The following is a 21,602-nucleotide window of genomic DNA, read 5'->3' as shown; positions in this document are numbered from 1 at the left end:
GCAGTCAGGTCGGCGTGCCGACTCGCCACCCCTGTCCGATCATGCGCATCAGCGCCGGGTACACGATCAGGTACCGGAACGGCACGATCGCGGCCATGCAGATCCTGCCGAGCAGGCCGTTCGGTTTCGCGAGCACAGCCATCTGACCCCGGTAGCCGCCGGCGTCATCCGGTACCCAGCCAAGGCGTCCGGTCGGGGGCAGCGGGGGCGAGTCCGAGCACGCCGGCGACGGCGCGTTCGGCGAGCAGCTCGTCATGCGGAGCTTGGCCCGCCAGGGCAACGACGGTTCCTTCAAGGGCGCCGACGAAGGCGAGCGCGAGAGTACGGGCCGGAGGGCCGGACGGGATCGTTCCTGCCGCGCGGCCGGCGTCGATGAGCTGGACGCAGTGGGTGACGAGCTCGTCGTAGCTCCGCTCCACCTCGCGCCCGACGGGATGGTCCTGCCCGGTGAACTCCAGCCGCAGCGCGATCGCCATGCGGGCGAAGTCGCGTCGGCAGAAGACGGCGTGTCCGCGCGCCATGGCCAGCAGCGCCGCGACGGGCTCCGACTCCTGGCCGACGAGGCGGCCCACCTCCTGCTCCCAGGTGTCGAGGATCCACTGGAGCGCCGCCAGGGTCAGGTCTTGTTTGTCCTTGAACTGATGGTAGAGGGCACCCCGGGTGTACCCGGCGTCTCTGGCCACCTGCTCCAGCGCGAGGTTGCCGTAGCCGTACCGGGACAAGCCCCGGGCGGCGGACTCCAGCAGGGCGCCGCGGGTCTGCACGCTGCGTTCGGTCGGGCTGGAACGGGGACGACTGGCCGAGCCCCGCCCGGCTGACCGGTCCAACTGGTTTCGTACATGCATGTATGTATGTTAGCAAGCGCCCCGGGTGGCCGCCCGACTGGGCCGCAGAGCCGCACACCTGACAGCTGGGCACGTTCATCCGTACCTGGCTGAGCACTTCTACTACGAGTACGCGGACAGGCGGTCTCGCGTCTCCCCTGACGTCGGTGTCGGACGCAGAGAGGCATCCGGTCGACGTCGGGCGCCTCTTCATTGCTGCCCGTCGGCTAGAGGAGTCCTATGAGGTCGGCGAGCCACCGGCCGCCGAGGTCTCGGCCGAGGAGCGGCGGAACGGTGAGCCCGACGAGCAGGGCGGGGACGCCTCCGGTCAGTACGTGCAGGGGTGGCCGGTCCGAGATGCCGGATTTCGGCGGAGGATAGGTGAGGACGATGGCGGCGATGCCGATCAGCACCGCAGCGGCCGGCGCAAGCACCGCGAAGACGGCCATCTTCCAGATCGCCGGCCCGGGATCGGCCCCCAATGCGGCGGTGTAGCCAGCCCCGATGGTGACGATCAGGGTGAGCGAGGTGATGGCGAGGGCTTCGTCGCGCCATCGCACGATCGGCTTCCGCGTAGGCGCCGATGGAATGGACGGCCTCGTGGGGCCTTCAGTGGAAGCGGTCTGGGCAGCTCATCCGCTGCGAGCGCGGCTGCCCGAGGCCCCTGTCGCGTGCGCCGACGTTGTCGGCTGCGTCCCAGCGCCGTTCGGGGTCCGGCCGGATTGCCCGCTGGGCTGCCGGCTGGGGACGGGCAGCAGCAGCGGCACGGCGGGCGAGAACTGCGGCGCTGATGTCGGCAGACGTGCTTACGTGAGTGGTTCTCAGGCGGTGGATTGCCCTGCGGAAGGACGTGACTTCCTGCGGGGTGGCGTCGAGCCCGACGAGAATCCATTCCAGGTCCTTCCACCGTTCGGGGAGACGACGGCCGGCCAGCCATTCCTCAACCGGGCCGCTTCCGTCGGCCCCTCCCCGAGGAAGCCCGGTCTCGTTCTCATCATGTCCACGGCGTGCGACCACTTCTCGGCTCCCGCTAAGGCCCGCAGCGCCTGAAGTTGAGCACCCAGTTCCACGGGGTTGGCGGCCATCTCGACCGCCCGGGCGATGGAGGGCTCGGCTCTGCCGCGGCTCGGTCTGCCGCTCGCAACGTCCCTGGTCACAGAGTTGTCCGCGTTGTCTGCCGGTTGTTCGTGGACAGTCTCACGCTCAGCGGAGACATCGCCGCGGTCCACGACTTGTCCACGGACAACGACGACCTCGTCGGCCGGCGGGCCGACGCGGTCCAGGCCCCTGTGCTCACGCAGCTCGTCCAGGTCCTGGTCCTGTTCAGCCAGCTGCTCTGCAGCCTCGCGCAGCACGTCCGCGATCTGCTCCATCGAGGGAGTCGTCATCCCCTGATCAGCATAGGCAGACGGCTGGGGGACGAACGCCGAGCCGGCGTCCGCCGCCTGGTCAACCACCTGCCGCACAGCGAGCTGCTCCCGGGCGACCTTCTCTTCCGCGGCCAGCCGAAGTTCGTACGCCCCCCGGTTGGCGCGCGGCGGGCGTGCTCGAGCTGTCGGTCGGCCTGACGGCGGTACTCGACCGACAGGTCCAGCTCGCGCTGCACCTCGGCGCGAATCTCCTCACGCGCGCGGTCCCGTTCGCCCTCGAGCTCGACGCAACGGGTCTGGAGTACCGAAACCATCTCCTCCAGCTGGGTGCGGCCCCTTCTCGGGTATTACAGCACTTCACCCGCGGCGGGCCTGAATCGGAGGGGATGACTGCAGGCATCCCTCGGCAACGACCCAAGACCGCGCCTGCGATGCGATCTACGAACGGATCTCCCATTCGATGCAGGTCCTGCCCGAAGAGTGCTCGAAGGTGGCTGGCCAGTAGTACTTGAACGGAGTGCCCGTCTCCAGAGCGTCCGTCACGGCGCGGACGAACTCGGTCAGGCTTGAACCCCAGAGGGTGCCTTCCAGATCGCCGGAGCCGATGCCCATCTCATACACGTGCCCATACGTGGGCCCAGGCCGGTGGTCGACGAACGCGACACCTCCGTCGTTGGGCAGCGCGAACGGCACACAGAGATGCAGATGGCCAGCGAGGTCTTCTTCATCCCACAGCTCGACCTCGGCGTTGTCCTCGCCGACGTCCACGAGAATCCTGTGCATCGATGCGATTTCAGCGGTCGAGCTGAGCCGATGGCCCAGCGGCAGAATGTTGCCAGCCGGGAAAACCCCTGGCTCGGGTCCATTGCTCAGCTCGGGCCCGACAACACCGTTCCGCCGCTCCAGCAGCCCCCTGAGCTCAGGATGAAGGGCGAAGCCCAGCTGCTTCTCCAGCTCAGCGATCTCAGCAGCCGTTGCAGGCGATCGAAGTGTGGCGTGATCCGCTGGCGACTGGGCGGCCAGCCACGACTCGAACCGGGACCATGCCTGATCAAACAGAGCGAGATTTGTCGATGTCATGGGCAAACGGTAGATGGCGGGTCTGACAAGTCCGGCTGCCCGGCTTCGTCGGCGAGGACGCGCTCCATTCAGGCGGGCAGTTGGTCGCCCCGCAGGTCACGCATACCTGACCGCCCATGACGCCGCCGACCTCAAGGCTATCCGGACCAGCTGCCCCGAACCTGCCCGCTCTCCACTCCCTGATCAACGGACTGAGCCGCGACATCGACGCCGTCACCGCCGGACTCTCCACTCCCTGGAGCTCCGGCCAGGTCGAAGGGCAGGCCACAAGGACGATATGGACGAGTAAACCTCGACTTCCTCCGCAAGCGCGTACTCCTCACGCCCTGAAGCTGTCCAATCAGGTCAAGGCGGCCTCTTGATACCAGGGAAGGCGGCGTGGTGAAGCCGGCTCAATAGCGGTGGTTGGGCCAGTGCGGGTCCTCCCAGCGGGCGGGGCCGGTGAGTCCGATGAGTCGTATGCGGTGAAGCAGTTCCTCGGGAGCGTCCTGGGCTTGAAGCCGCGCTGGGGCGTGCCGGACCAGCCAGGCCGCGAGCTCGGTGCGCAGGTCATCTGCGTTGTCCCACGCGTCCCATGGAAGTTGATCGCCCAGAAGGTCGTACTCCCAGTGGGCAGCCGCTTCGGTCAGGTGCCGGTCGGCAACGCGGTCTTCGAGTGCCTCCCAGGTGTTGAGCCAAGGGCTGAGCGTGGCAGATGCCTCGGCGCACAGCGCGAGGACCTCATACACAGGGACGGCCGGATTCGGTTCGGCGAGGGTGTGAGCCCACCAGGCACGCAGGAACTCCCACACCGCCGCGCTCTGGTGCGCAGGCCACTGCCGCCAGTGGCCGCGAATGAACGAACGTCCGACCTCGTCCATGCCAAACATGGGCTCCACGAGGCCACTGACCAGCGCCCTGGCGAATTGAGGCAGGATACGGCGCAGCACCGCGCCGTGGTCGTTCCAGTCGGGCGCATCCCAGGTGCGCCGCAGAAGGTCCGGGTCGAGCACCACGTCCGGGACCTTCAATTGCGCAAGCTCTTCTTCGCTGCCCCAGTGGCAGTCGCACTGGGTCTCGTCGCTGCGGGCGGTCATTCCGCGAAAGGTGACGTCCAAGCAGTCCAGAGCACGGTCGAGTCGGAGCCGTGCGGGAGTGTCGTCGGGGTTCATCGTGTCGGCACAGCCTCAGGGTGACTCCGGGTGGCTTCCGCCAACCGAAGATCACAACCCTACCGGGGCTCATCAGCCATCGTCACGGCAGTTACCCAGTTTCCCAGCCGCTTACGGTGGCCGGGCAACCACTCACAAGATCAGCGACAGAGCCCGAATATCCACAGGGTCCGGGGTGTCCACAGCACTTCACGCCGCGGGGCTCCTGGGTGCGACGATCGGGTCACTGCAAGATCGACTGATCGGGGGAAGGCGATGCTGTCCGACACCATGAGCGCGCTCGAAATCGTCTGAGCCGAGGCAGGTACTCGCCGCGGCCTGGGACGCGTTCGACATGGCAAGGAGGGTAGCCGGCACCATCACCCTGAGAGGTCGGGGCCGACGAGCTGCAGGCGCTGGCCGCTGCTCAGTCCTGCGCGGCTGGCCGGCGGGCGTTGCTCCCCTTGCCCGAGTCCGGCCGGCCGGTGGACACGCCGATCGTGGAAGCGGGCCCCCGAAAACTCGAAGGTGACCTCCTCCTCGCCGCGCAGCTCCTCGATGCCACGGTCAGCCGCCCTGCTTGGCGATGACGATCTGGTCGTGGCCTTTAAGGCGCGAGGAGGTGGCGAGGCCGCGGCGAGGGCTGTGGCCGGTGAAGCGGACGAGCAACAGTCCGTGGATGTCGGCGCCGCCGCTGTGGGGCTGCTCTGGTCGACCGGGATGGACATTGAGCTCTGGGTGCAGGTCGTCCTGGCCGGACTTCTTGTCGGCGAAGATCCGCCGGCACCCAGCGGCGGGGAGGGGGTCGAGCTGGCGATCGAGCTTCTGGCCGCCGGTGGAGACCAGGCGTAGCCGAAGTGGATCTCGGTGCGGTGGGCGGTCTCGGCGACCAGGGGGTCGAGGACCGTCGGCCCGGACCGCGGTGAGTTCCGAGTTCCGGGCGGGTCCTGGCTGACGTCTGCTGCCGCGTGCGCAGCAGGTTTTCGTGCCCGGGGACACGATCTTTCCGTTGCTGGCCCCTGCGGGAGGTGGTCAGGCGTTGTGCTTGGCGAGGAAGTTGGTGATGAGGTACTGCCATTCTTCGGGGCTTTCGACCATGGGCAGGTGGCCGGTGGGGATCTCCGTGAGCTGGGCGCCGGGGATGCTGTCGGCGAGGTGGCGGTGCAGGGCAGGGGGTGCGATGTGGTCGGCGGTGGTGGATATGACCAGGGTGGGGACGCGGATCGCGGCGAGGTCGTCGCGGACGTCGATCCGGCTGGCGAGGTCGGCGTGCTCGGGGGTGCCGTCGGCGACTTCGGCGGCGGCGTAGGTGATGACCTCCTCCAGCTGCTTGGCCGGCATGGCCTCGATGGCTTGAGGGCTGAGGGCGTGCGGGAAGAGGAACTCGCTCACCAGACGGCGGTCGCCGGTGGCGGCGAGCTTGCCCCACATGTGGATGGTCAGTGCCTGCTGGTTGTTGGGGTGGGCCATGGTGGCGGTCAGGACCAGGGCGGTGACGCGCTCGGGGTGGCGGGCGGCGGCACGGATCGCGACGGGACTGCCGAGGGAGTAGCCGTGCAGGGCGAAGGTCTCCAGACCTTCGGCGACGGCGGCGGCGACGAGTTGGTCGGCCACCTCGTCGATGTCGAGGGGCGTGGTGGAGCGGGGAGTGTCGCCGCTGCCGGGGTAGTCGACGCCGACGACGGTGCGGCCAGCGGCGAGGCCTTCGAGGATCGGTCCGTAGGTGCCGGCGATGCTGCTGCCGGCGCCGTGGGTGAGGACGAGGCCGGGGCCGGAGCCGGAGCCCAGGACGGTGCGGGCGTAGGTCGCTTCGGGCAAGGTGTGCGCGGGCATGGCGATTCTCCGTTGTTCGGGGAGTGCTTCGGAGGGTGCGATGGTCAGGGCAGGAGGACGGCCTTGCCCCGGTTGCGGTGGGCCTCCAGGTCGGCGTGCGCCTGGGCGGCTTCGGTCAGGGGGTAGGTGCGCCAGACCGGGACGGTGAGCCGCCCGTCGGCGGCCAGCCGTACCAGCTCCGGCAGGGCCTGGCCGCCCCGGTCGGCAGTGCCCGGGCTGAAGCGCACGCCGTGCTGCTGGGCGGACAGGTCGGCGATCGTGATGACCTTGGCCGCTTCGTCGGTCAGGGCGACGGAGCCTGCGAGCACTCCGGCGCCGGAGGCGTCGAAGACGAGATCCAAGCCCTCCGAGACTGCCGCCTTCACCCGCTCCGCCCAGCCGTCGCCGTAGCGGACGGCGGTGGCTCCGAGAGCGGTGACGCGCTCGATGTCCTGCTCGCCGACCGTGCCGATGACGGTGACGCCGCGGGCGACGGCCAGCTGTACGGCGATGTAGCCGACGCTGCCGGCGGCGCCGTGGACGAGCAGTGTGTGGCCCGCCTCGACGCCCAGCTGGTCGAGGACACGGTGTGCGGCTTGGCCGACGGTGACCAGCGAGGCGGCGACATCCCACGGCAGGGCTGCGGGCTTGGCCACCGGCCGCTCCAACAGGGCGTACTCGCTGTAGCTGCCGCCGACAGTGGCGCCGAGGACCTCGTCCCCCACGACGACGTCGGCTCCCTCGCCGACCGCGTCGACGACACCGGCGGCGTCGAGGCCCGGGATCAGCGGGAAGCTCGCGGGGAAGGCCTTGGCCATCAGGCCGGATCGGATCTTCAGGTCGAGCGGGTTCACGGAGGCGGCCTTTACCTTGATCCGGACCTGGCCCCGGCCCGGCTGGGGCTGCGGGATCTTGGTCGGTCGCAGCACCTCAGGCGCGCCGTACTCGGAGAAAGTAATCGCGGTGGACATGGGAACTCCCAGGTGGGGGGGGGTAGGTGGAGAAGGCGGACGCCCTGTGGCTTACTGCGCGGTCAAGTAGCCGGTTCGCGACGGGTGACCTCGCCGCTCAGGCGGTGAGCGTCTGGTAGTCGGTATAGCCGCGGTGGTCGCCGCCGTAGAAGGTGGACGGGTCCGGCGTGTTGAACGGGCCGCCGTGACCGTTTCGCCCGCTCGGGGTGGTGTTCACCGATGGCAGACATCAGTCTGTCCCGACTACATCACCCGGACCCATCGGCTGCCTGTCGTCAAACGATCCTTATCCGGGGCCCGGGGTGCACCCCTGCGCTTCCTTCCGCCAGTGGGCGAGGTTCTGACGAATAACCTGCACGTGGGGGTGATCATCGCCCAGCACCCGCAGCATGTGCTCCAGCGGTTGCTCAGTCACCGCGACGGCCCCTGCCGCATCCCCTGCCTGGCCCCGCCAGTGAGCGGAGCTGCCCCAAGCGGCAAGAGTCTCGGGATGGTTCTCGCCCAGGAGCCGTCGGCGAGCTTCACGGATTTCCTCGTATGTCCGTGCGGCTCCGGCCGCGTCTTCTGCCTCGATCTGCCAGCCGGCGAGGTCGTTCCGGGTGGTGATGGTGTCGGGGTGGTCTTCGCCCAGCACCCGAACCATTTCCGAGAGCAGGTCGGCGAGGGCCTGAGCGGCGCCCGCCGCATCCCCCGCTTCCCCCAGCCAAACGGCGAGCTGAGCCCGGGCGGACAGGACGTCGGGGTGGTCCTTGCCCAGCACCCGAACAATGTCCGGCAGCAGGTCAGCGAAGTCTTGAGCGGCGCCGGCCGCATTTCCCGCCTTCCCAGCCAGTCGCCGAGGAGGTTCCGGGCGATGAACGTGTCCAGGTGGTCCGCACCGAGGCGGATGCGGGTGGCGGCGGCGAGGTGGTCGAAGTGGGTTATGGCGGCCTGTACCTGGCCGCTGTCGCCGAGGCTCTGGCCGGTGCGGTACAGCACCGAGTGCGCGTCCGGCCGATACAGGGCGTCCGCGGTGCCGCCGATGAGGGCAGTCGTGTTCGCGCGCAGGGCCCGCACGAGGGCAGTGTCGCGTTCGATGTCGAGCCAAGCGTTGAGGACGGCGTCGCCGGCGGTGCGGGCGTACTGGTCCCGTTGGTCGGGGGCGAGGGTGTCGCGGGTGGCGCGCTGGATGAGCTGGTGGACGCGGACTGCCAGGTGCGGGGTGGTGGGGGTGTGGTCGATGAGGCTGAGCCGGTCCAGGACGCGAAGAGCGCGCACCGCGTCCGCCCGGGAGACAGGGGCCGGTTCCCCGGTGGGGCTGGAGCTGGTGGGGGTGCGGTGCGTGGCCAGCTGGGCTCGGGCGGTCTCGCCGGTCAGGACGTCCTGGGGGATGCCGTGGGGGTCGAGCAGGGCGATGAGGTGGAGCATGGGCCGGGCCAGGCCGGCGGGGCGCAGGGTGTCGGCGCAGTCGAGGGACAGGGACCAGGCGGCGGCGAGGGCGACGGCCTGCTCGTCGGGCAGTGCCTCGGGGGCGAGATCGGTGAGTGTGGTGGCGCGGTCGGCCAGCAGTTCACGGTAGGCGGCTGCGGTCTCGCCGGAGTCGATGAGGTAGGCGGCGGCCTGGGAGAGGGCCAGGGGCAGGTGTCCGAGGTCTTCTGCGAGGGCGGTGAGCTGGTCGGCGGGTTCGGCTCTGCCCTGGGCTGCCAGGGATGTGGTGAGATGTGCGACGGCTTCGGCCTCGGTGAACAGGCCGACCGCGATCCGGCGGCGGCCTTCCCCGGTCAGGGCCGAGTCGCGGCGGCGGGTGGTGACCAGGGTCCGTCCATGTGGGCTGGCGGCGGCCACAGGCTGTATCGGTTGTCAGGGCCGTCGGCATTGACGAGGAGGTCGGCGAGGTCGTCCAGGACGATCAGCCACCAGTACGGCCGCTGCCCAGCCTTCGGGGCCAGCCAGGCCAGGAACGCCTTCGCAGCCTGCTCCGGATCGTCGGGGTCGGCCCGGCAGAGTTCGACGCCGGCCTGCGCTCCCGGCGGCCGCCTGGACTGAAGCCCCTGCGAGCTGGCCCGCATCGGGACTGTCCAACAGCCAGATCAGTGGTGTGGAGACGACGCCGACCGCCGCCATGGCTTCGTTCACGTGAAGTAGCAGCGTTTGATCAGTGGTTTGGGCAACAGTTGACGATCTTCAATGCTGTAGATGCTCACGAGAAATGACGTCACCGTGGTGTGGTGCCGCCTGAGTGCGGCAGCGGCGGACCCGCTCTTGATCATCGGTCGTTAGACTCCCGGGGTTCGGATGGTGTCGGTGAACCGGAAGGCCAAACCATGGACGATGAGCGCTGGGCCAGGTGGCCCAGCGCGTGGGCAGGCACGGATGCCGACATGCGGACGGTCATGGGCGCGATCCCGCGAGAGGTCAAGGACGGGTTCAAGTACGACGAGATCCCCTGGCAGCGGTTCCCGCACTTCTACGGACCGGGCGAGGAAGTTCCCGGTCGCCTCGGGACGCTCGCCTCCGGAGACGCCGAAGCCGCCGGCCGGGCGTTGGGGGAACTGTGGGAACACCTCCATCATCAGGGCAGCACGATCGCGGTGGGAGCACTGGCAGTACCGTTCCTGCTCCGGATCGCGGCTACTGGGCTTCCCGGGCTCCGCGCGAGCACCCTTCGCCTGGTCGCTGAGATCGGACGATGCCAGCACTTCGGGGACGGAACACGCGAAGGCCTTCTCCAGGTTGCCGAGGATCCGCTGGAGGCGGAGGGCACCACGATGTGTCCGACGAACTGGACGATTCAGGCTGCTCGCGATGCCATCACGGACGACCTGCACCTTCTGTTCCCTCTTTTCCTCGACCCCGATCCCGATGTTCGCTCCGCGACCGCCTTCGTCCTGGCGGCGGTGACCAGCGAGATTGCGCGCGTCTCCTCGACCCTGCACCGCAGGCTGGCGGTGGACGACGATCCGGTGGTCCGTGTGAGCTTGATCCTGGCGATCGCCCGGCTCGCCCGCGAACACCAGGATGAACACGCTCCGGCGTGGGCCCGAGAGCTGTGGTCGGATCCCGGTCGATCGTCCGAGATCCGCATCGGCGCCGGCCTCGCCTGGCTGTGCCTGGTCGGCGACCCCGTCCCCGACGAGCTCCGAGCCCTCCTGACCGATCCAAGTACCGACCGATGCAGCGATCTGTTCCAGCGGGTGCCGTGGATCGGACCGGTCGACTTCAACAGCGGGCTGCGCCGTTGCATCCACGAAATGCTCACGCCGGATGTCCTCTGGCAACGTGGTGGTCCTCCGCCCTTCTAGCGGAGGACCATCAAGGCCTTCAGCGGTCAGCCAGCCTTGGCAGGTGTTTCGGTCCGTGCCCGGGTGCTGGCGAGACGGTAGGAGTCGGTGCCGGTTTCGATGATGGTGCCGTTGAAGGTGAGGCGGTCGACGATGGCCGCGCAGAGGCGGGGGTCGGTGAAGGTCTTGGTCCAGCCATCTGGGGCTGGCACACGTTCCTTTTTGCGGATCGCCGCTGCCACCGGCCCGTATCCATCTTCTGATGTTCTTGTTGGTCTTCGTGGTGGTGCCCGGATTCTCCAGGTGCTGCCTTGATCGGTTAGGCGCGAGGAAGGTGTGCCGGTGGCATCCCAGTTGAGGGTGGTCCAGGGTGGTGCCGTCCTGCTGGAGCCGGTGACCGCCGATCCGTGGGAGTTTCAGGCTGACTGCGTTGAGGCGTTTGTCGCCTCATGGCGGGCCCGTGGGTTCAGTCCGGTGACGGTTGAGAACGACATCGGCCTGCTGGAGCGGACGCTCACCGCGCTGGGCTGGCCCGCCTGGGACGTCACTCCCGAAGACATCGACCGTGTCGTCGGTGACCTGGCTCTTGCCGGGCGGGCTGCCTCGACCCGGCGCGAGTACGTGCAGATCTTCAAGGGCTTCCACCGGTTCCTGCAGGTCCGCAAGGCCGTCGAGATCGAAGCCGGTTTCGGCGTGCGTCTGGTATGCCCGGTCGATGAGTTCAACGCGTCCCGGCATGTCGGCGACGACTCCCCGGCCCAGCTGCCGCCACCGACCCCCGAGCGGGTCGCAGAGTTCTTCGAATTCCTCAAGGCCCGGACCGCCACCGCCCGCAAGTACGCACCCGCCGCCCGGGACTATGCGATGTTCCGAACGCTCTATCACGCCGGCCTGCGCTCGGAAGAGGTGTCGCTTCTGGACCGCCCGGACCTCCACTTCACGCGCGGACCGTTCGGGAAACTCCACGTCTGATTCGGCAAAGGCGCCCGCACCTCCGGGCCCCGGCCGCGCTGGGTGCCGATGCTGGACGGACTCGACCTCGTCCTGCACTGGTTCCTCGACGACGTCCGCGGGAAGTTCCCCGACTCACCGGTGCTGTTCGCGGACGAATCCGGAGGCAGTCTGCACCGCGGGACGATCCGCAACCGTTTGCGCTATCTGATGGAACTCGAAGGCCGCCCGGCAACCGACCGGTTCAGTCCGCATGCCCTGCGGAGGGCCTGCGCGACCCATAACTACGAGCGTGGTGTGGACTTGGTGGCAATCCAGCAACTCCTTGGTCACTGGACGGTCAGCTCAACCATGAGATACGTCCGTCCCTCCGCGACGTTCATCGAAGATGCCTATCGCCGCGCGGTGACCACCACGCTCGGCGAACTCACCGCCGAGGGGGACAGCTCCGCATGAAGATCCGATGGCGCCTGCGGATGGCCGCCGCCCAGCGCGAGGTCTGGACCGGCACCCAGCTGCAGCGGCTGCTGGCCGAACGTGCCGGGCTGCAAATGTCCTCCGCCTCGGTGTCTGCACTGTTCAGCAAAGAGCCCTCCCAGGTGAAGATGTCCACTCTGATCGCGTTGTGCACCGCGCTGGACTGCACCCCCAACGACCTGTTCGAGGTCGACACCACCCCCGTCGAACGTCCCGCGGCCCCGATTCGACCGGTCGCCGACCTGCCGAAGGCAGTCTCCGCGCGGGGCCGTTCGATGCCTCCTCTTTGACCCGGAGAGGGCGGCATCATGGGCGTCAAACAGAGCGACTGCACCGGCTGCGGAGCACCGGTCGGCTTCATCGACCGGCACTACTGCTGCCGCTGCACCGCCCAGCAGAAGGAAGCCGCGACCCGTGCCGCTTGCCCCCGGTGCGGACAGCAGCGCGTCCTCCAGGCCGCCACCGGCCAGTGCATCACCTGCTCTCGCGTATGCACCGCATGCGGCAACCCGTTGCGGAGCAAATCCTCCGCTCTCTGCCGCACTTGCCTGCGGAAGTCCGAACGCGACGCCGCCAAGGATCCATGCCCTCGCTGCAGCCGGCCCGGATCTCTGCGCGAGGACACCGGCTGGTGCGGGCACTGCTCGCGTCCCCGGCAGGCCAAACAGCCGCCCCGCGCCTGTGAGCGATGCGGCAGAGTACGGAAGCACGCAGGGCTTGGACTGTGCTCGGCCTGCTGGCAGCGTCACCCCGATCGCCCCTTCGTCCGGGCCGAACACCTCCTTGCCGAACTCGACAATCCCCCCGACTGGCTGCAGGACTTCACGACAGATCTCGCCGCAAAGTACTCCGTCGGCCGGGCCTGCACGATGATCACTTCCCTCGGGCGGCTTCTTAGGGACGGCCAGCCCAACCTCCCCCAGTCCGTACTCGAACGCTCCCGCCGCCCGGGTCGTTCGATGGGCTCCCTCGCCCGTGCTAGAGACCTTCTTCACCGATCGCGGTCTGGCCATGGCCACCGACCAGGTCGAGCGGCTCGCGGCCGGCCGACGACAACGCCGGGTCCTCGCGGTCCCCAGCCCCCTGCGGCCTTCGGTTGAGGCCTTCTCCGACTTCATGATCCGCTCGCGCGAGCGATCCCGGCGTGCCGGAACACTGCCCCGCACCGACGGCACCATCGAAGCCGCACTGGCCATCGTGCGCGATCTCGCCCTGTTCCTCTCCAGCGAGTGCGGCAGGCAGGACTGGGCACTGACCGACGTGCACGATCTCGAAGCCTTCCTAAGAGCTGTCCCGTAACTGGACGGCGCCCCGTTGCCGATCCCGGATCGGATCGTGTCAGTGGCTGGTGACAGGATCGAGGGGTGCTGATCAAGGGATACGATGTCGGCCCGTTGGTGCCGGGCGAGTCGCTGCTGGTCCACCCGGGCTTCTGGTCGAACTACCTATGCCGCCGCGCAGTGGGACCTCGAACTGGACGATCTCTTCCTGACCGTCGGGCATCGCTTCGGAAGGGTCGAGCTCCGCCGCCGCATGCGTGACTACGTACGCGGGCTGCTCGCCCCGGTGGCCCGCAAGAACAGCTGGCAGCTGGCCGAGCAGGCCGGCCACCGCACGCCTGACGGCCTGCGGCCGGGCTCTGGTCGACCGCGAGCTCTACCTCCCGAAGTCCTGGACCGAGGACCGAGAACGCTGCCGCTGGACGGCCGATACCGCATCGAGGCGGCTCATGCCCTGACGGAGCTCGAGGGCCAGCGTGGTCTGGCTGCCCTGCTGTCATGCGTAGCCGACCCCCGCCGCGCAGGCGCCGAGCGCGTCGAGGCGGCGCTCAGAATCACCATGATCAGGCAACACCGGCGGCACGGTTGGAACACCATGGCAGCGCTGACGAACGATCTCACTCTCGACGGCCGTCACCGGGTCGATGCGGCATGGCACCTCGTGCAACGCAACGACACACGTGGTGAAGACGCCCTCGTGACGCTGTTCAACGACCGGGCTCTGTCGGCCTCCGCCCGTCGGCGAGCCCTCCGGGGTCTGAATCGCCTGGGCATCCCCTGGCGGAGTGACAGGCCCCGATGTCGGCTCCACGAATACCGCTGCCGCACCGGTCCGAGCCGCCCGTGCGGGAGTACGAGCTCCCGCTCGCGACTACGACCAACCAAGATCACACGATGGTTGGCCGTCGCCGCGGAGCGCGTCGGTCAGGGCCTGAGCCTGATTCAGGGTGATACCAAGGGCGATCGGGACCTGGCGCGCGCTGTACTGGGCGGAGCAGACGGGTACCGGATTGTCCCCCGTAACCGTCCAGAACGGCTCCACACGCCGGTCGTCCGCGTCAGTCCTGAGCAATTCCCGCGCGAACCGGGGGGCCACGTCTTCTGGAATACCGGAGCGGGAGAGGGCTCGCGCGACGACGGCCCACGCCTCCTCCGGTGTGGCCGGGTCTCCGAGCATGGGCAGCAGGAGAAGCAGGCGCTGTGCCTGATCGACGAGGCCCCCGGGTGTCCGACGCGCTCACCGGCACGCTTGCGGCGATGGCGGTCAGCTCTGCCCAGGACAGTCCGGGGCCGGCCGACTCGGGGCCGCACTGCCCCAGATACCCGACGCGGCCCCAGGCCGGGTGGCGTACGGCGAACTCGACGGTGTTCTCGTCCTCGAAGTTGGGTGTCCATGGGACGCCGACCCCGACGGTGACCTTGGTCATGTCGGCTGTACAGGTCAGGGGACCGGCCATCCGTGACCGGTGGCCGCGGGTAGGCTCACCGCCGTTCGTACTGGTGGGTAGGGAGATGCTCGGTGACAGACGACCTCGGCACGTTGTTACGCAGGCTGCGCGAGGAGGCGGACCTGACGCAGGAACAGGTGGCCGAGCGGTCCGGGGTCAGCGTGCGCACCATTCGCCGGCTGGAGAGCGGAAGATCCACGAACCACCGGATGGGGACGGTGAAGCTGCTTGCGGACGCGCTCGAAATCAGGCGGGTTGCAGCTGTCGGGACGCAGTAGCGGCTCCACGTCGACGATGCGGAGCGCGCGTGGCCCGCATCGGCGCCCGCCGCACCCCCGACGGTGAGCAGCCGACGCCCGACGACATCATGACGCCGTCTTCCACGACTCCGCCCTGCTGCTCGACGCCACCAGGACTGCGCGTGTCCGAGTGCGCGCTCGGTACGGCGAACTTCGGCACCGGCTGAGGTGTCGGCGCCGTGCCGGACGAGGCGCGCCGCACACTCGACCGATTCGCCGAAGCTGGCGGCACCTTCCTTGACACCGCGGACACGTACCAGTTCGGCGAGTCGGAAGAGCTGACGGGGTAGTGCATCGCCGCCGACCGGGACCACTTCGTCCTGGCCACCAAGTTCACCCTCGGGGCCGCGCCGCAGCCGGGCGCCTGCAGGGCGGGCTACAGCCGTAAGAACATGGTCGCCTCGGTGGAGGCCAGCCTGAAGCGCCTGGGCACCGACTACATCGGCCTGCTCTGGGTGCACTTCCCCGACGAGCTCCCCATGGAAGTGATCCTGCGCGGGCTCGACGACTTGGTGAGTTCCGGCAAGATCCACCACGCAGCCCTGTCCAACTTTTACGCCTGGCGGGTCTCCTGGGCGGGGACCCTCGCGGACCTGAAGAACCAGGCGCCCATCGTGGGCATCCAGCACGAGTACAGCTCGTCGCCGACCGCGAGCTGCTGCCAGGTTCCATTTACCCTAGGAGCGCTCGCATGCTCGCGAAGAACTTGCCATGCCTCGAATGCGTCGCTTCGCCGTTGCCTGGCGATCGTGTCAGGCTGGAGGAGGGATCGAGATGAGGTAGGGAATCAGCCGAGGACTGGGGAACCACGATGAGCCTCGATGCCGCGGAATCCGTTGCCGCAGAAGTGAAAGCAGGAACCTACGGCCCCACTGCGTTGACCGCGTGTGAAGAGACGCTGGCGGCCGATCGGAATCCCCAGTTCATACGGTTCGTGGGGCTGACACTCTTCGCCGACCCTCGCCAGCCGGCTTGGCAAAAAGGTCGCTACTTGGTGTTGCAGCCCCATGCACTCCGGAAGGTATCGGAGGCCGAGCAGAAGAAACAGATCAAGGAACGGATACGTCCGCTCGCCGAGCGCTTGCTGCGGGACCTGCCCACATCCGAACTGCCCCGCCCGACGGATAAAGTCGAGAAAATGCGCGAGGCGCTACGTCGCATTCATTCGACGACCGCCCACGTCTCGCCGGAACACAGGATCCGTCGGCATGGCGTTCTGGATCCGAGGAAGGCTCCACGGACGGACAACCTCACCGACGATGAGTTGCGGTCCCGGTACGTGGAGTGGCTGGTCCGTGAACAGGACCGGCTCCTCAGGGAACGATTGGAGGGGCTCGCCTCCCTTGTGGGAGAGGTACGTGTCGGTGGGCCCCGCGTGGGTACCTGGACAGTCGACGCTGTCACTGCGGTCTTGGCCCGTGTGCTGTACCCGCTACCGTTCCATCATCTGGACAGCGGGCATGCACATGTGGCGGTGTGCGCGGTGCATGAGCAGGAGTGGAAGCTGGCCGGGTACACGAGGGGCGAACTGGTCGGCAGCTTGAGCCTGGCTCCCGGAGAGCGCCTGACTTTGGAAGTCCACTCGTGGGACAAGAGCACCCGTAAGACTGAGGACGAGATCTCCACGGAGTCGGAGATTCGCACCAGTGAGAAACTCACACAGCGCGACGCGCTGACAGTAGCACAGGAATACGCGAAGAAGACCAATACGAAGGTCGACGCAAGCGGTGTCGTCCCGATCTCGAAGATGCCCATCAAGCTTTCGGGGTCGGTGAGCACGGCGGTGACGCAAGGCCTTAAGCGCACCACGGACAGCCTCAGAGAGAAGACGGTCGAGGCGTCCAATTCCTTGAGGGTGAACCGCAAGACCCGCATCGAGTCCTCGCGTGAGGTCGGCCGGGAGGAACGGCAGACGCGCGTGGTGGAGAACACGAACCGATGCCACAGCCTGAACTGCCACTATTTTGAGGTTCTCACAAACTATGTGGTGACGACGCGTCTGATCGGCGTCCGCCCCTGTGTGCTTCTATCGAATACTCGACCTGATTTCACGCTCGACTGGGTGCTGTGCCATCAGCACATCCTGACTGAGGCACTGCTCGACAAGACGTTCCTGCCCGGCTTCGAAGCTGCACGACGGCTCAAGGCGGATGAAGTGTTGCAGCGAATGCGTCAGGCCCGCCATCTGACGGAGCTTGAGCGTCTTGGCGACGAGGTGACCCAGTACGTACTGGCCATCACCACCGCGTTTGATTTCCTGAAGACATCTAAGGACATCGTGCAGGAGGCGCTCTCAGGATGCGACTACTGGGTCGACTGTCTCAGTGGCCTTGTCGATGTTCCACGCATCGATGTGGGGAGAGCTGTCGCATGGGCCAGGATCCCCGTTCGTGCGCGAACTGCTCTTGAGATGATGAGTAAAGAGCGGGTCGAGTCTGTGAATGCGGCAGAGAGCCTCAGAAGATTCTTCCGCACTGTCACAACGGCAGACTTCGGTGTCGGCACGAGCGGAGCAGCGTTGGAAGCTGAGCTGCGCGCCCTCGGTTTCCCTGAAATCGGTGCAAAAGTCTTTGCAGGCGAGGACTCCAACTCATTGGACGACGCTGGGCTCCGCGGCGCGGTCGAGGCCGCCGCCGGGCTCATAGCCTCCCTCGGTCCACAGACCCCAGAACCGGGCGACGCCGCGACGGAGATGGAGGTCGCCGATGCCAGGGTCGGGTTCGACCAGCTCCAATGTCATCTGAACGACAATTGGCTCCACTACCTGCAGTCGGTGTGGGCCAGGGAAGATCCTGGTGAACGGTTCCTCCGGCTCCAGGGTCTCGGCGAAATCGCCAGCGTCATCGACAACGAACTGCTGGGATTCGTCGCGGACAAGAGCGCGTACCCGCTACGGGAGACGAACTTCCTCGAGCCCCTGATCGACTTCAACAAGCTGATGGCCGAGGCCGAGAAGCTCATCGCGAGCCAGAAGCCCATCGAGACCCTCGTCACCCAGCCGACTGCGGGAACCGTGTTGGAGGCCGTTACTGGCCACTGCACCGCATGTGAGGACTTCATACAGACCAGCAGGGCCATCGATCTCCGCAACCAGGACGCCAAGGCCAGGGCCGAAGAGACGGAGGCGCGGCGTCGAGAAATGCGCCTTGCGGCGGCGCCCCCAGATCTCACCGATCCCACCGCGCAGCCTCCCGGCGAGATCACGGTCAAGATCGAATCTTCGGACAGGGACTCTGGCGGCTGAACTAGCGATATCTCTGCCGTGACCGGGGTGTGAGAAGAGGTGCGGATCGTTGTGTCCAACGGAAATCGGGCCAGGCCCGCGTCAGAACATGGGACCACTTCGCACGAAAGAAGCTCGTCACGCGCTCCGCACTACATGACCCCGGAACAACACCCACCGCCCGACGCCGGAGTGGGGTTGCCCGGTGGCACCAGGGACGCCTATGACATGTCGGGCAGAGTGGTGTGTCCTGATGAATATGTGAGGTATCCCGGTCAGATCGGGGAGTCGGAGTTTCTCTCTACGTTGTCCCTGCTCCTGCAGGACCGCCTGACTAGCATTCTGGGGGCGGATGCCTTCCGCCAGATCCATGTACCGAGCGTGATCCAGGAGGTGCGCGAGATACTGGTTGGGGAGGATCCGTTTTGGCATCCACTGGATCCGTGGTTGGGGCAAGCACTCGGATGCCCCCCGGGCACTTCCACACCCCAGGATTACTACGACGCCATCCTCGGCGCCCTCGACCTGCAGACCCTGCAGACCTTCACCCGTGCCGTGGAGCAGGCAGCGATGCTGCCTGCAGGGGAGATCAGCCCGCTCATGGAGGCCGAGGAGCATCCGGAGCCAGATGCGGGCGATGTGTCGGCTGCTGCCGGAACCCTGGGTACGGGCGCCATCGCGCCTCCTCCTCCGGCAGGGGCCGTGCCCCCTAGTAGCAAAGAGGGCCAGTGGGTGCACTGGGTGATCCAAGTGCACTACGTCCTGTCGCACCCGGGGCACCGCATCATTTTGGACAACAGGCTCGGCAGGGTCGGCGCTGACGGTGTCGCACAGACAATGCTCCTTGCGAACGCCGTACGGACAGGAACTGACACGGAGTTGACGCGCGCGTTCATGGGTCTTATGTCACGGCCTGAGAGGCAGGGAATTACTAGATGGCCTGACATTCTCGACGTTGATCTGGCCGAGGTGTACGAGATCAAACCAAGGAATGGGCGGGCCAAAGGGCGCCGTCAGCTGAACGAATACCTGCTAGCCCTCAACCAAGCGGCGCCACCCATCGTGAGTTCCAGACAGTATCGAGCCGGTTCAACTTGGTCGCCATGGCGGATTTACCCGGTCCCGCCCGACAAGTTTGCAATCACGTTTCAGCCCGAGGATGGCCTGATCATTTACGATCTTGTCCGTGCACGCCCGCCATCCATCCCGGTCGGGGAGCTGCTCTTGGGCACAGCCCTGGCCCTGAGCGCAGCCGCTGCCCTCGCATGGCTGCTCCCCGCGGCGGTCGCGGCTGCTGCCGCCGGCGTGGGGGTCGGTGCCGCTGTCGTAGAAATGAAGGTTCTAGCGGCATTGGCCGCAGCTCTGTGGACCATCAGCGAGTGAGGGGCCCAGGCTCTCGAGGCTTGGCGCGATACCGCACGCGCCCTGGAGGCCACCCGTACAGACGTGGTAGTGAGGGCCTCACCCGGAGGCCATTGAGCGGCAGGGTTCATGCCGTGAGTACGTGCATGTGCCGACTGTATGCGGCACGCTGCCGGGCTCGACAGCCACCCCGCCAGAACAGCGCACGACAGCAAACCCGAGTCAAGCAGTCAGGTGCTGCTGAAACTCGGCGACATCCTTTCCCCCGTCAGCGGGGCGCTCGCGCGCCTAGGCAACAAGCGCTCTCGCTGAGGAGCAGCCGTTGTCATGGTTTCTGGTTGCCGTGGGGAGGTTGTGCCATGGGTGCGTGCAGGTGTCCTTGCAGCGGGTCTCCCTGCGGCGGGTGTCGGCGACGATGAAGACGGAGACGAGCACACGGAACGCCTTCAGGTGCTCGTCGGCGGGGAGGCCTGCGAACCCGTAGCGGGGCGGCTCCATGCAGATCATCACTGAGGGGTTGGCCGTGGGCTTCACCCCGGACCGCGCTACCCCCGCACGGCCGTCCGCGGCCGTGATGTGCGCCTGCATTGCGTAGCCGCCGACTTCCCGCAGCACCTCCTGCCGGCCTGCCGGGGAGAGGCCGGAGAACCAGGATGCGCCATCGTCCAGCGTGCGGACTCCCTGGGCGACTTCGTTGACGACCCTCTCGGTCTCGCGTCGGAAGGCGCGGCCGTCCACACTGCTCGTTCCGGTCATCTCTTGATCATTCCACGCAACCCGTTCGGGGCACAGGCAGGGTGGTTGAGTGGGGTATCGCCTTGATCGCCGTCGGGCAGTCTTCGCGGCAGCATCTCAGCGGGTTCTCCGTGAACGGCTGTGGCTGGGCGAACGGCTGCGACGGCGCCTCTTCCAGGGAAGTCGAGTGCTAACAGCAGACGCAGTTCGGCCAGGCTCTCGAAACCGTGCAGCCGCCTGCCAGGTATACGCGCGGGCAGGCGGCGAAACCGGCCACCGGAAGGCGGAATGATTCCGGTACCGGGCAGACGATGTCCCCGTGAGGCAACCTCCACGCAGACCTGGTCACCGCAGCCGACGCGGCCAAGCGCCTCCATTGCGACGCTTACGAAGCGCTGATCACCGACGAAGGCCGACCCTGGCCGCGCGGTTCCGCGTACGCGCTCTGGTACGGCGGCGGTCCTCCCCTGCAGACGCCAGCTGATGCCGCCATCCAGGAAGCAGAGTGATCAGCAGGGGTGTCACGCCCGGAAGTCAGTACATGGCCACCCTTAGCATCTGGGCCGTCGAGAGCCTTGGTCTGGGCAGGCAGAGGCATGCGAGGACTGCACGGTGACGGGCCGTGGAAGCTCCCGATGGCGTGCTGTGGGCACCCGAACGAACAGACCCGGTCTCACCCAATTCACGGGAATGGGCCTCATGCTTAACCGAGGCGGCTTGGCCTGGCTTTGTAAGCCAGCAGGCTGCCGTGGTGGTGGCTGGCCGCGGGGGCGCTGCGAGCGTTCGGGCAGCCAGGGATGAGGAGATGCGGGTGTGGCTGGTGGGCGTTGAACGCGGGGGCGTGGCTCAGGGCCGTTGGCCTGGGCTGGCCTGTTCTGCGTTCGCTGTAGTGGTGATCCAGTTCATGTCGCCGGTCTCGGGAGCCGGCGTCCATGCCTGGAGCGCCTGGTGCTCAAGGAGCAGCTGCATCACGGTGAACAGTGTGGCTGAGGTCAGTCCGCATCTGTGGGCCAGCTGAGCACTGTCGGCGACCCCGGACGTGTTGTCCGGCGGGGTGTGCGCGGTGATGGCCAGTGCGACGAGGCGCTCCTCTGTGCCGAGTTGGCGGATGCCGCGCTGCTGGAGGATGCGGAGGGCCCAGTCGGCGGCCGGGGCCCGGCGACGTCGGGATGGGGCACCGTAGAGGGGATCGGTAAGTCGGCCGGCTCCAGGGCTGGTCGGCCGGAGCCACCCTTCGGCGACGAGCTGACCCCAGGCAGGGGGGGCTGATGGCGCTCGTTGAAAACGGCCACCCCCTACTCAAGGTTGACCCCACACTTGCTCAGTGGATCTCCCCACCCGCAGAGGATCAGCCCAGATGCCGGAGTGCCCGCCATGAGC

General features: G+C 67.5%; 21 protein-coding genes and 3 pseudogenes. 13 read left to right on the top strand and 11 right to left on the bottom strand.

Going from position 1 to position 21,602, the window contains the following annotated elements:
• Nucleotides 1-4 precede the first annotated feature (4 nt).
• The 3 genes from ACFC0D_RS19115 to ACFC0D_RS19105 all read right to left on the bottom strand — a co-directional run bounded on the left by ACFC0D_RS19115 (nt 5) and on the right by ACFC0D_RS19105 (nt 1,384).
• Nucleotides 5-142 (bottom strand): DUF2867 domain-containing protein, encoded by a 138-nt coding sequence (locus ACFC0D_RS19115; protein ID WP_376437003.1) that lies wholly within the window; start codon nt 140-142, stop codon nt 5-7.
• A gap of 22 nt (nt 143-164) precedes the next feature.
• The gene (locus ACFC0D_RS19110) at nt 165-845 is read right to left on the bottom strand and encodes a TetR/AcrR family transcriptional regulator (protein WP_376437000.1); all 681 of its coding nucleotides are present in this window, start codon (nt 843-845) and stop codon (nt 165-167) included.
• Between the two features lie 206 nt (nt 846-1,051).
• Entirely contained in the window at nt 1,052-1,384 is a 333-nt protein-coding gene (locus tag ACFC0D_RS19105; protein ID WP_376436998.1) for a hypothetical protein, read from the bottom strand.
• A 627-nt stretch (nt 1,385-2,011) separates the two neighbouring features.
• On the opposite strand from ACFC0D_RS19105, the gene ACFC0D_RS19100 reads away from it, so the two are divergent.
• Nucleotides 2,012-2,392, top strand: a complete 381-nt coding sequence (locus ACFC0D_RS19100; RefSeq protein WP_376436996.1) for a hypothetical protein — start codon at nt 2,012-2,014, stop codon at nt 2,390-2,392.
• Nucleotides 2,393-2,632: 240 nt separating this feature from the next.
• Here the strand turns inward: ACFC0D_RS19100 and ACFC0D_RS19095 are convergent, their stop codons facing one another.
• Together ACFC0D_RS19095 and ACFC0D_RS19090 are read right to left on the bottom strand one after the other, a co-directional pair.
• A complete protein-coding gene (locus ACFC0D_RS19095) occupies nt 2,633-3,274 on the bottom strand; it encodes an SMI1/KNR4 family protein (RefSeq protein ID WP_376436993.1) in 642 nt (213 codons plus the stop codon).
• A gap of 392 nt (nt 3,275-3,666) precedes the next feature.
• Nucleotides 3,667-4,425, bottom strand: coding sequence for a hypothetical protein (locus ACFC0D_RS19090; RefSeq protein WP_376436990.1), 759 nt, complete (start codon nt 4,423-4,425; stop codon nt 3,667-3,669).
• A 507-nt stretch (nt 4,426-4,932) separates the two neighbouring features.
• Here ACFC0D_RS19090 and ACFC0D_RS19085 point away from each other — a divergent pair.
• Nucleotides 4,933-5,256 carry a hypothetical protein gene (locus tag ACFC0D_RS19085; RefSeq protein WP_376436987.1) on the top strand — a complete coding sequence of 108 codons (324 nt, stop codon included), beginning with the start codon at nt 4,933-4,935 and terminating at the stop codon, nt 5,254-5,256.
• A 180-nt stretch (nt 5,257-5,436) separates the two neighbouring features.
• On the opposite strand, the gene ACFC0D_RS19080 is transcribed toward ACFC0D_RS19085, so the two are convergent.
• The 4 genes from ACFC0D_RS19080 to ACFC0D_RS19065 all read right to left on the bottom strand — a co-directional run bounded on the left by ACFC0D_RS19080 (nt 5,437) and on the right by ACFC0D_RS19065 (nt 9,235).
• Complete coding sequence (locus ACFC0D_RS19080; protein WP_376436984.1) at nt 5,437-6,237, bottom strand: alpha/beta fold hydrolase; 801 nt, start codon at nt 6,235-6,237, stop codon at nt 5,437-5,439.
• A gap of 44 nt (nt 6,238-6,281) precedes the next feature.
• Nucleotides 6,282-7,187: an NADP-dependent oxidoreductase gene (locus tag ACFC0D_RS19075; RefSeq protein WP_376436982.1), complete on the bottom strand. Its 906-nt coding sequence runs from the start codon at nt 7,185-7,187 to the stop codon at nt 6,282-6,284.
• A 286-nt stretch (nt 7,188-7,473) separates the two neighbouring features.
• A complete protein-coding gene (locus ACFC0D_RS19070; protein ID WP_376436979.1) occupies nt 7,474-7,947 on the bottom strand; it encodes a tetratricopeptide repeat protein in 474 nt (157 codons plus the stop codon).
• Between the two features lie 1,000 nt (nt 7,948-8,947).
• Nucleotides 8,948-9,235: a hypothetical protein gene (locus ACFC0D_RS19065; protein ID WP_376437139.1), complete on the bottom strand. Its 288-nt coding sequence runs from the start codon at nt 9,233-9,235 to the stop codon at nt 8,948-8,950.
• A gap of 324 nt (nt 9,236-9,559) precedes the next feature.
• Here ACFC0D_RS19065 and ACFC0D_RS19060 point away from each other — a divergent pair, with 324 nt between their 5' ends.
• A complete protein-coding gene (locus tag ACFC0D_RS19060; RefSeq protein WP_376436976.1) occupies nt 9,560-10,468 on the top strand; it encodes a hypothetical protein in 909 nt (302 codons plus the stop codon).
• A 26-nt stretch (nt 10,469-10,494) separates the two neighbouring features.
• Here the strand turns inward: ACFC0D_RS19060 and ACFC0D_RS19055 are convergent.
• Nucleotides 10,495-10,644 (bottom strand): annotated as a pseudogene (locus ACFC0D_RS19055) (ATP-binding protein); the annotation flags it as partial.
• Nucleotides 10,645-10,789: 145 nt separating this feature from the next.
• Between ACFC0D_RS19055 and ACFC0D_RS19050 the strand changes: the two are divergent.
• The 10 genes and pseudogenes from ACFC0D_RS19050 (at nt 10,790) to ACFC0D_RS19005 (ending at nt 19,508) form a co-directional block, all read left to right on the top strand.
• Nucleotides 10,790-11,419: a hypothetical protein gene (locus ACFC0D_RS19050; RefSeq protein ID WP_376436974.1), complete on the top strand. Its 630-nt coding sequence runs from the start codon at nt 10,790-10,792 to the stop codon at nt 11,417-11,419.
• Between the two features lie 42 nt (nt 11,420-11,461).
• Nucleotides 11,462-11,854 carry a tyrosine-type recombinase/integrase gene (locus ACFC0D_RS19045; protein WP_376436971.1) on the top strand — a complete coding sequence of 131 codons (393 nt, stop codon included), beginning with the start codon at nt 11,462-11,464 and terminating at the stop codon, nt 11,852-11,854.
• Between the two features lie 20 nt (nt 11,855-11,874).
• Complete coding sequence (locus tag ACFC0D_RS19040; RefSeq protein WP_376436968.1) at nt 11,875-12,165, top strand: helix-turn-helix domain-containing protein; 291 nt, start codon at nt 11,875-11,877, stop codon at nt 12,163-12,165.
• A 721-nt stretch (nt 12,166-12,886) separates the two neighbouring features.
• Entirely contained in the window at nt 12,887-13,174 is a 288-nt protein-coding gene (locus tag ACFC0D_RS19035; RefSeq protein ID WP_376436966.1) for a hypothetical protein, read from the top strand.
• A gap of 84 nt (nt 13,175-13,258) precedes the next feature.
• Nucleotides 13,259-13,574 (top strand): annotated as a pseudogene (locus ACFC0D_RS19030) (hypothetical protein); the annotation flags it as partial.
• Between the two features lie 1,100 nt (nt 13,575-14,674).
• Entirely contained in the window at nt 14,675-14,881 is a 207-nt protein-coding gene (locus ACFC0D_RS19025) for a helix-turn-helix transcriptional regulator (protein WP_376436963.1), read from the top strand.
• 29 nt (nt 14,882-14,910) lie between these two features.
• Entirely contained in the window at nt 14,911-15,069 is a 159-nt protein-coding gene (locus tag ACFC0D_RS19020) for a hypothetical protein (RefSeq protein ID WP_376436960.1), read from the top strand.
• Between the two features lie 12 nt (nt 15,070-15,081).
• Nucleotides 15,082-15,717 (top strand): annotated as a pseudogene (locus tag ACFC0D_RS19015) (aldo/keto reductase).
• On the top strand, nt 15,714-18,146 hold the full coding sequence (locus tag ACFC0D_RS19010; protein WP_376436957.1) for a hypothetical protein: 2,433 nt from the start codon (nt 15,714-15,716) through the stop codon (nt 18,144-18,146). The pseudogene ACFC0D_RS19015 and the gene ACFC0D_RS19010 overlap by 4 nt, the downstream one beginning before the upstream one ends.
• Nucleotides 18,147-18,353: 207 nt before the next feature.
• Nucleotides 18,354-19,508 carry a hypothetical protein gene (locus ACFC0D_RS19005; protein ID WP_376436955.1) on the top strand — a complete coding sequence of 385 codons (1,155 nt, stop codon included), beginning with the start codon at nt 18,354-18,356 and terminating at the stop codon, nt 19,506-19,508.
• Between the two features lie 267 nt (nt 19,509-19,775).
• Here the strand turns inward: ACFC0D_RS19005 and ACFC0D_RS19000 are convergent, their stop codons facing one another.
• The gene (locus tag ACFC0D_RS19000; protein ID WP_376436952.1) at nt 19,776-20,243 is read right to left on the bottom strand and encodes a DUF5958 family protein; all 468 of its coding nucleotides are present in this window, start codon (nt 20,241-20,243) and stop codon (nt 19,776-19,778) included.
• Nucleotides 20,244-21,602: the final 1,359 nt, after the last annotated feature.

Source organism: Streptomyces sp. NPDC056222 (assembly GCF_042264065.1).
In the GTDB taxonomy this organism is placed as follows: Bacteria; Actinomycetota; Actinomycetes; order Streptomycetales; family Streptomycetaceae; genus Streptomyces.
Note: the sequence above shows the minus strand (reverse complement) of the source record. Positions and strands in the feature narration are given on the sequence as shown.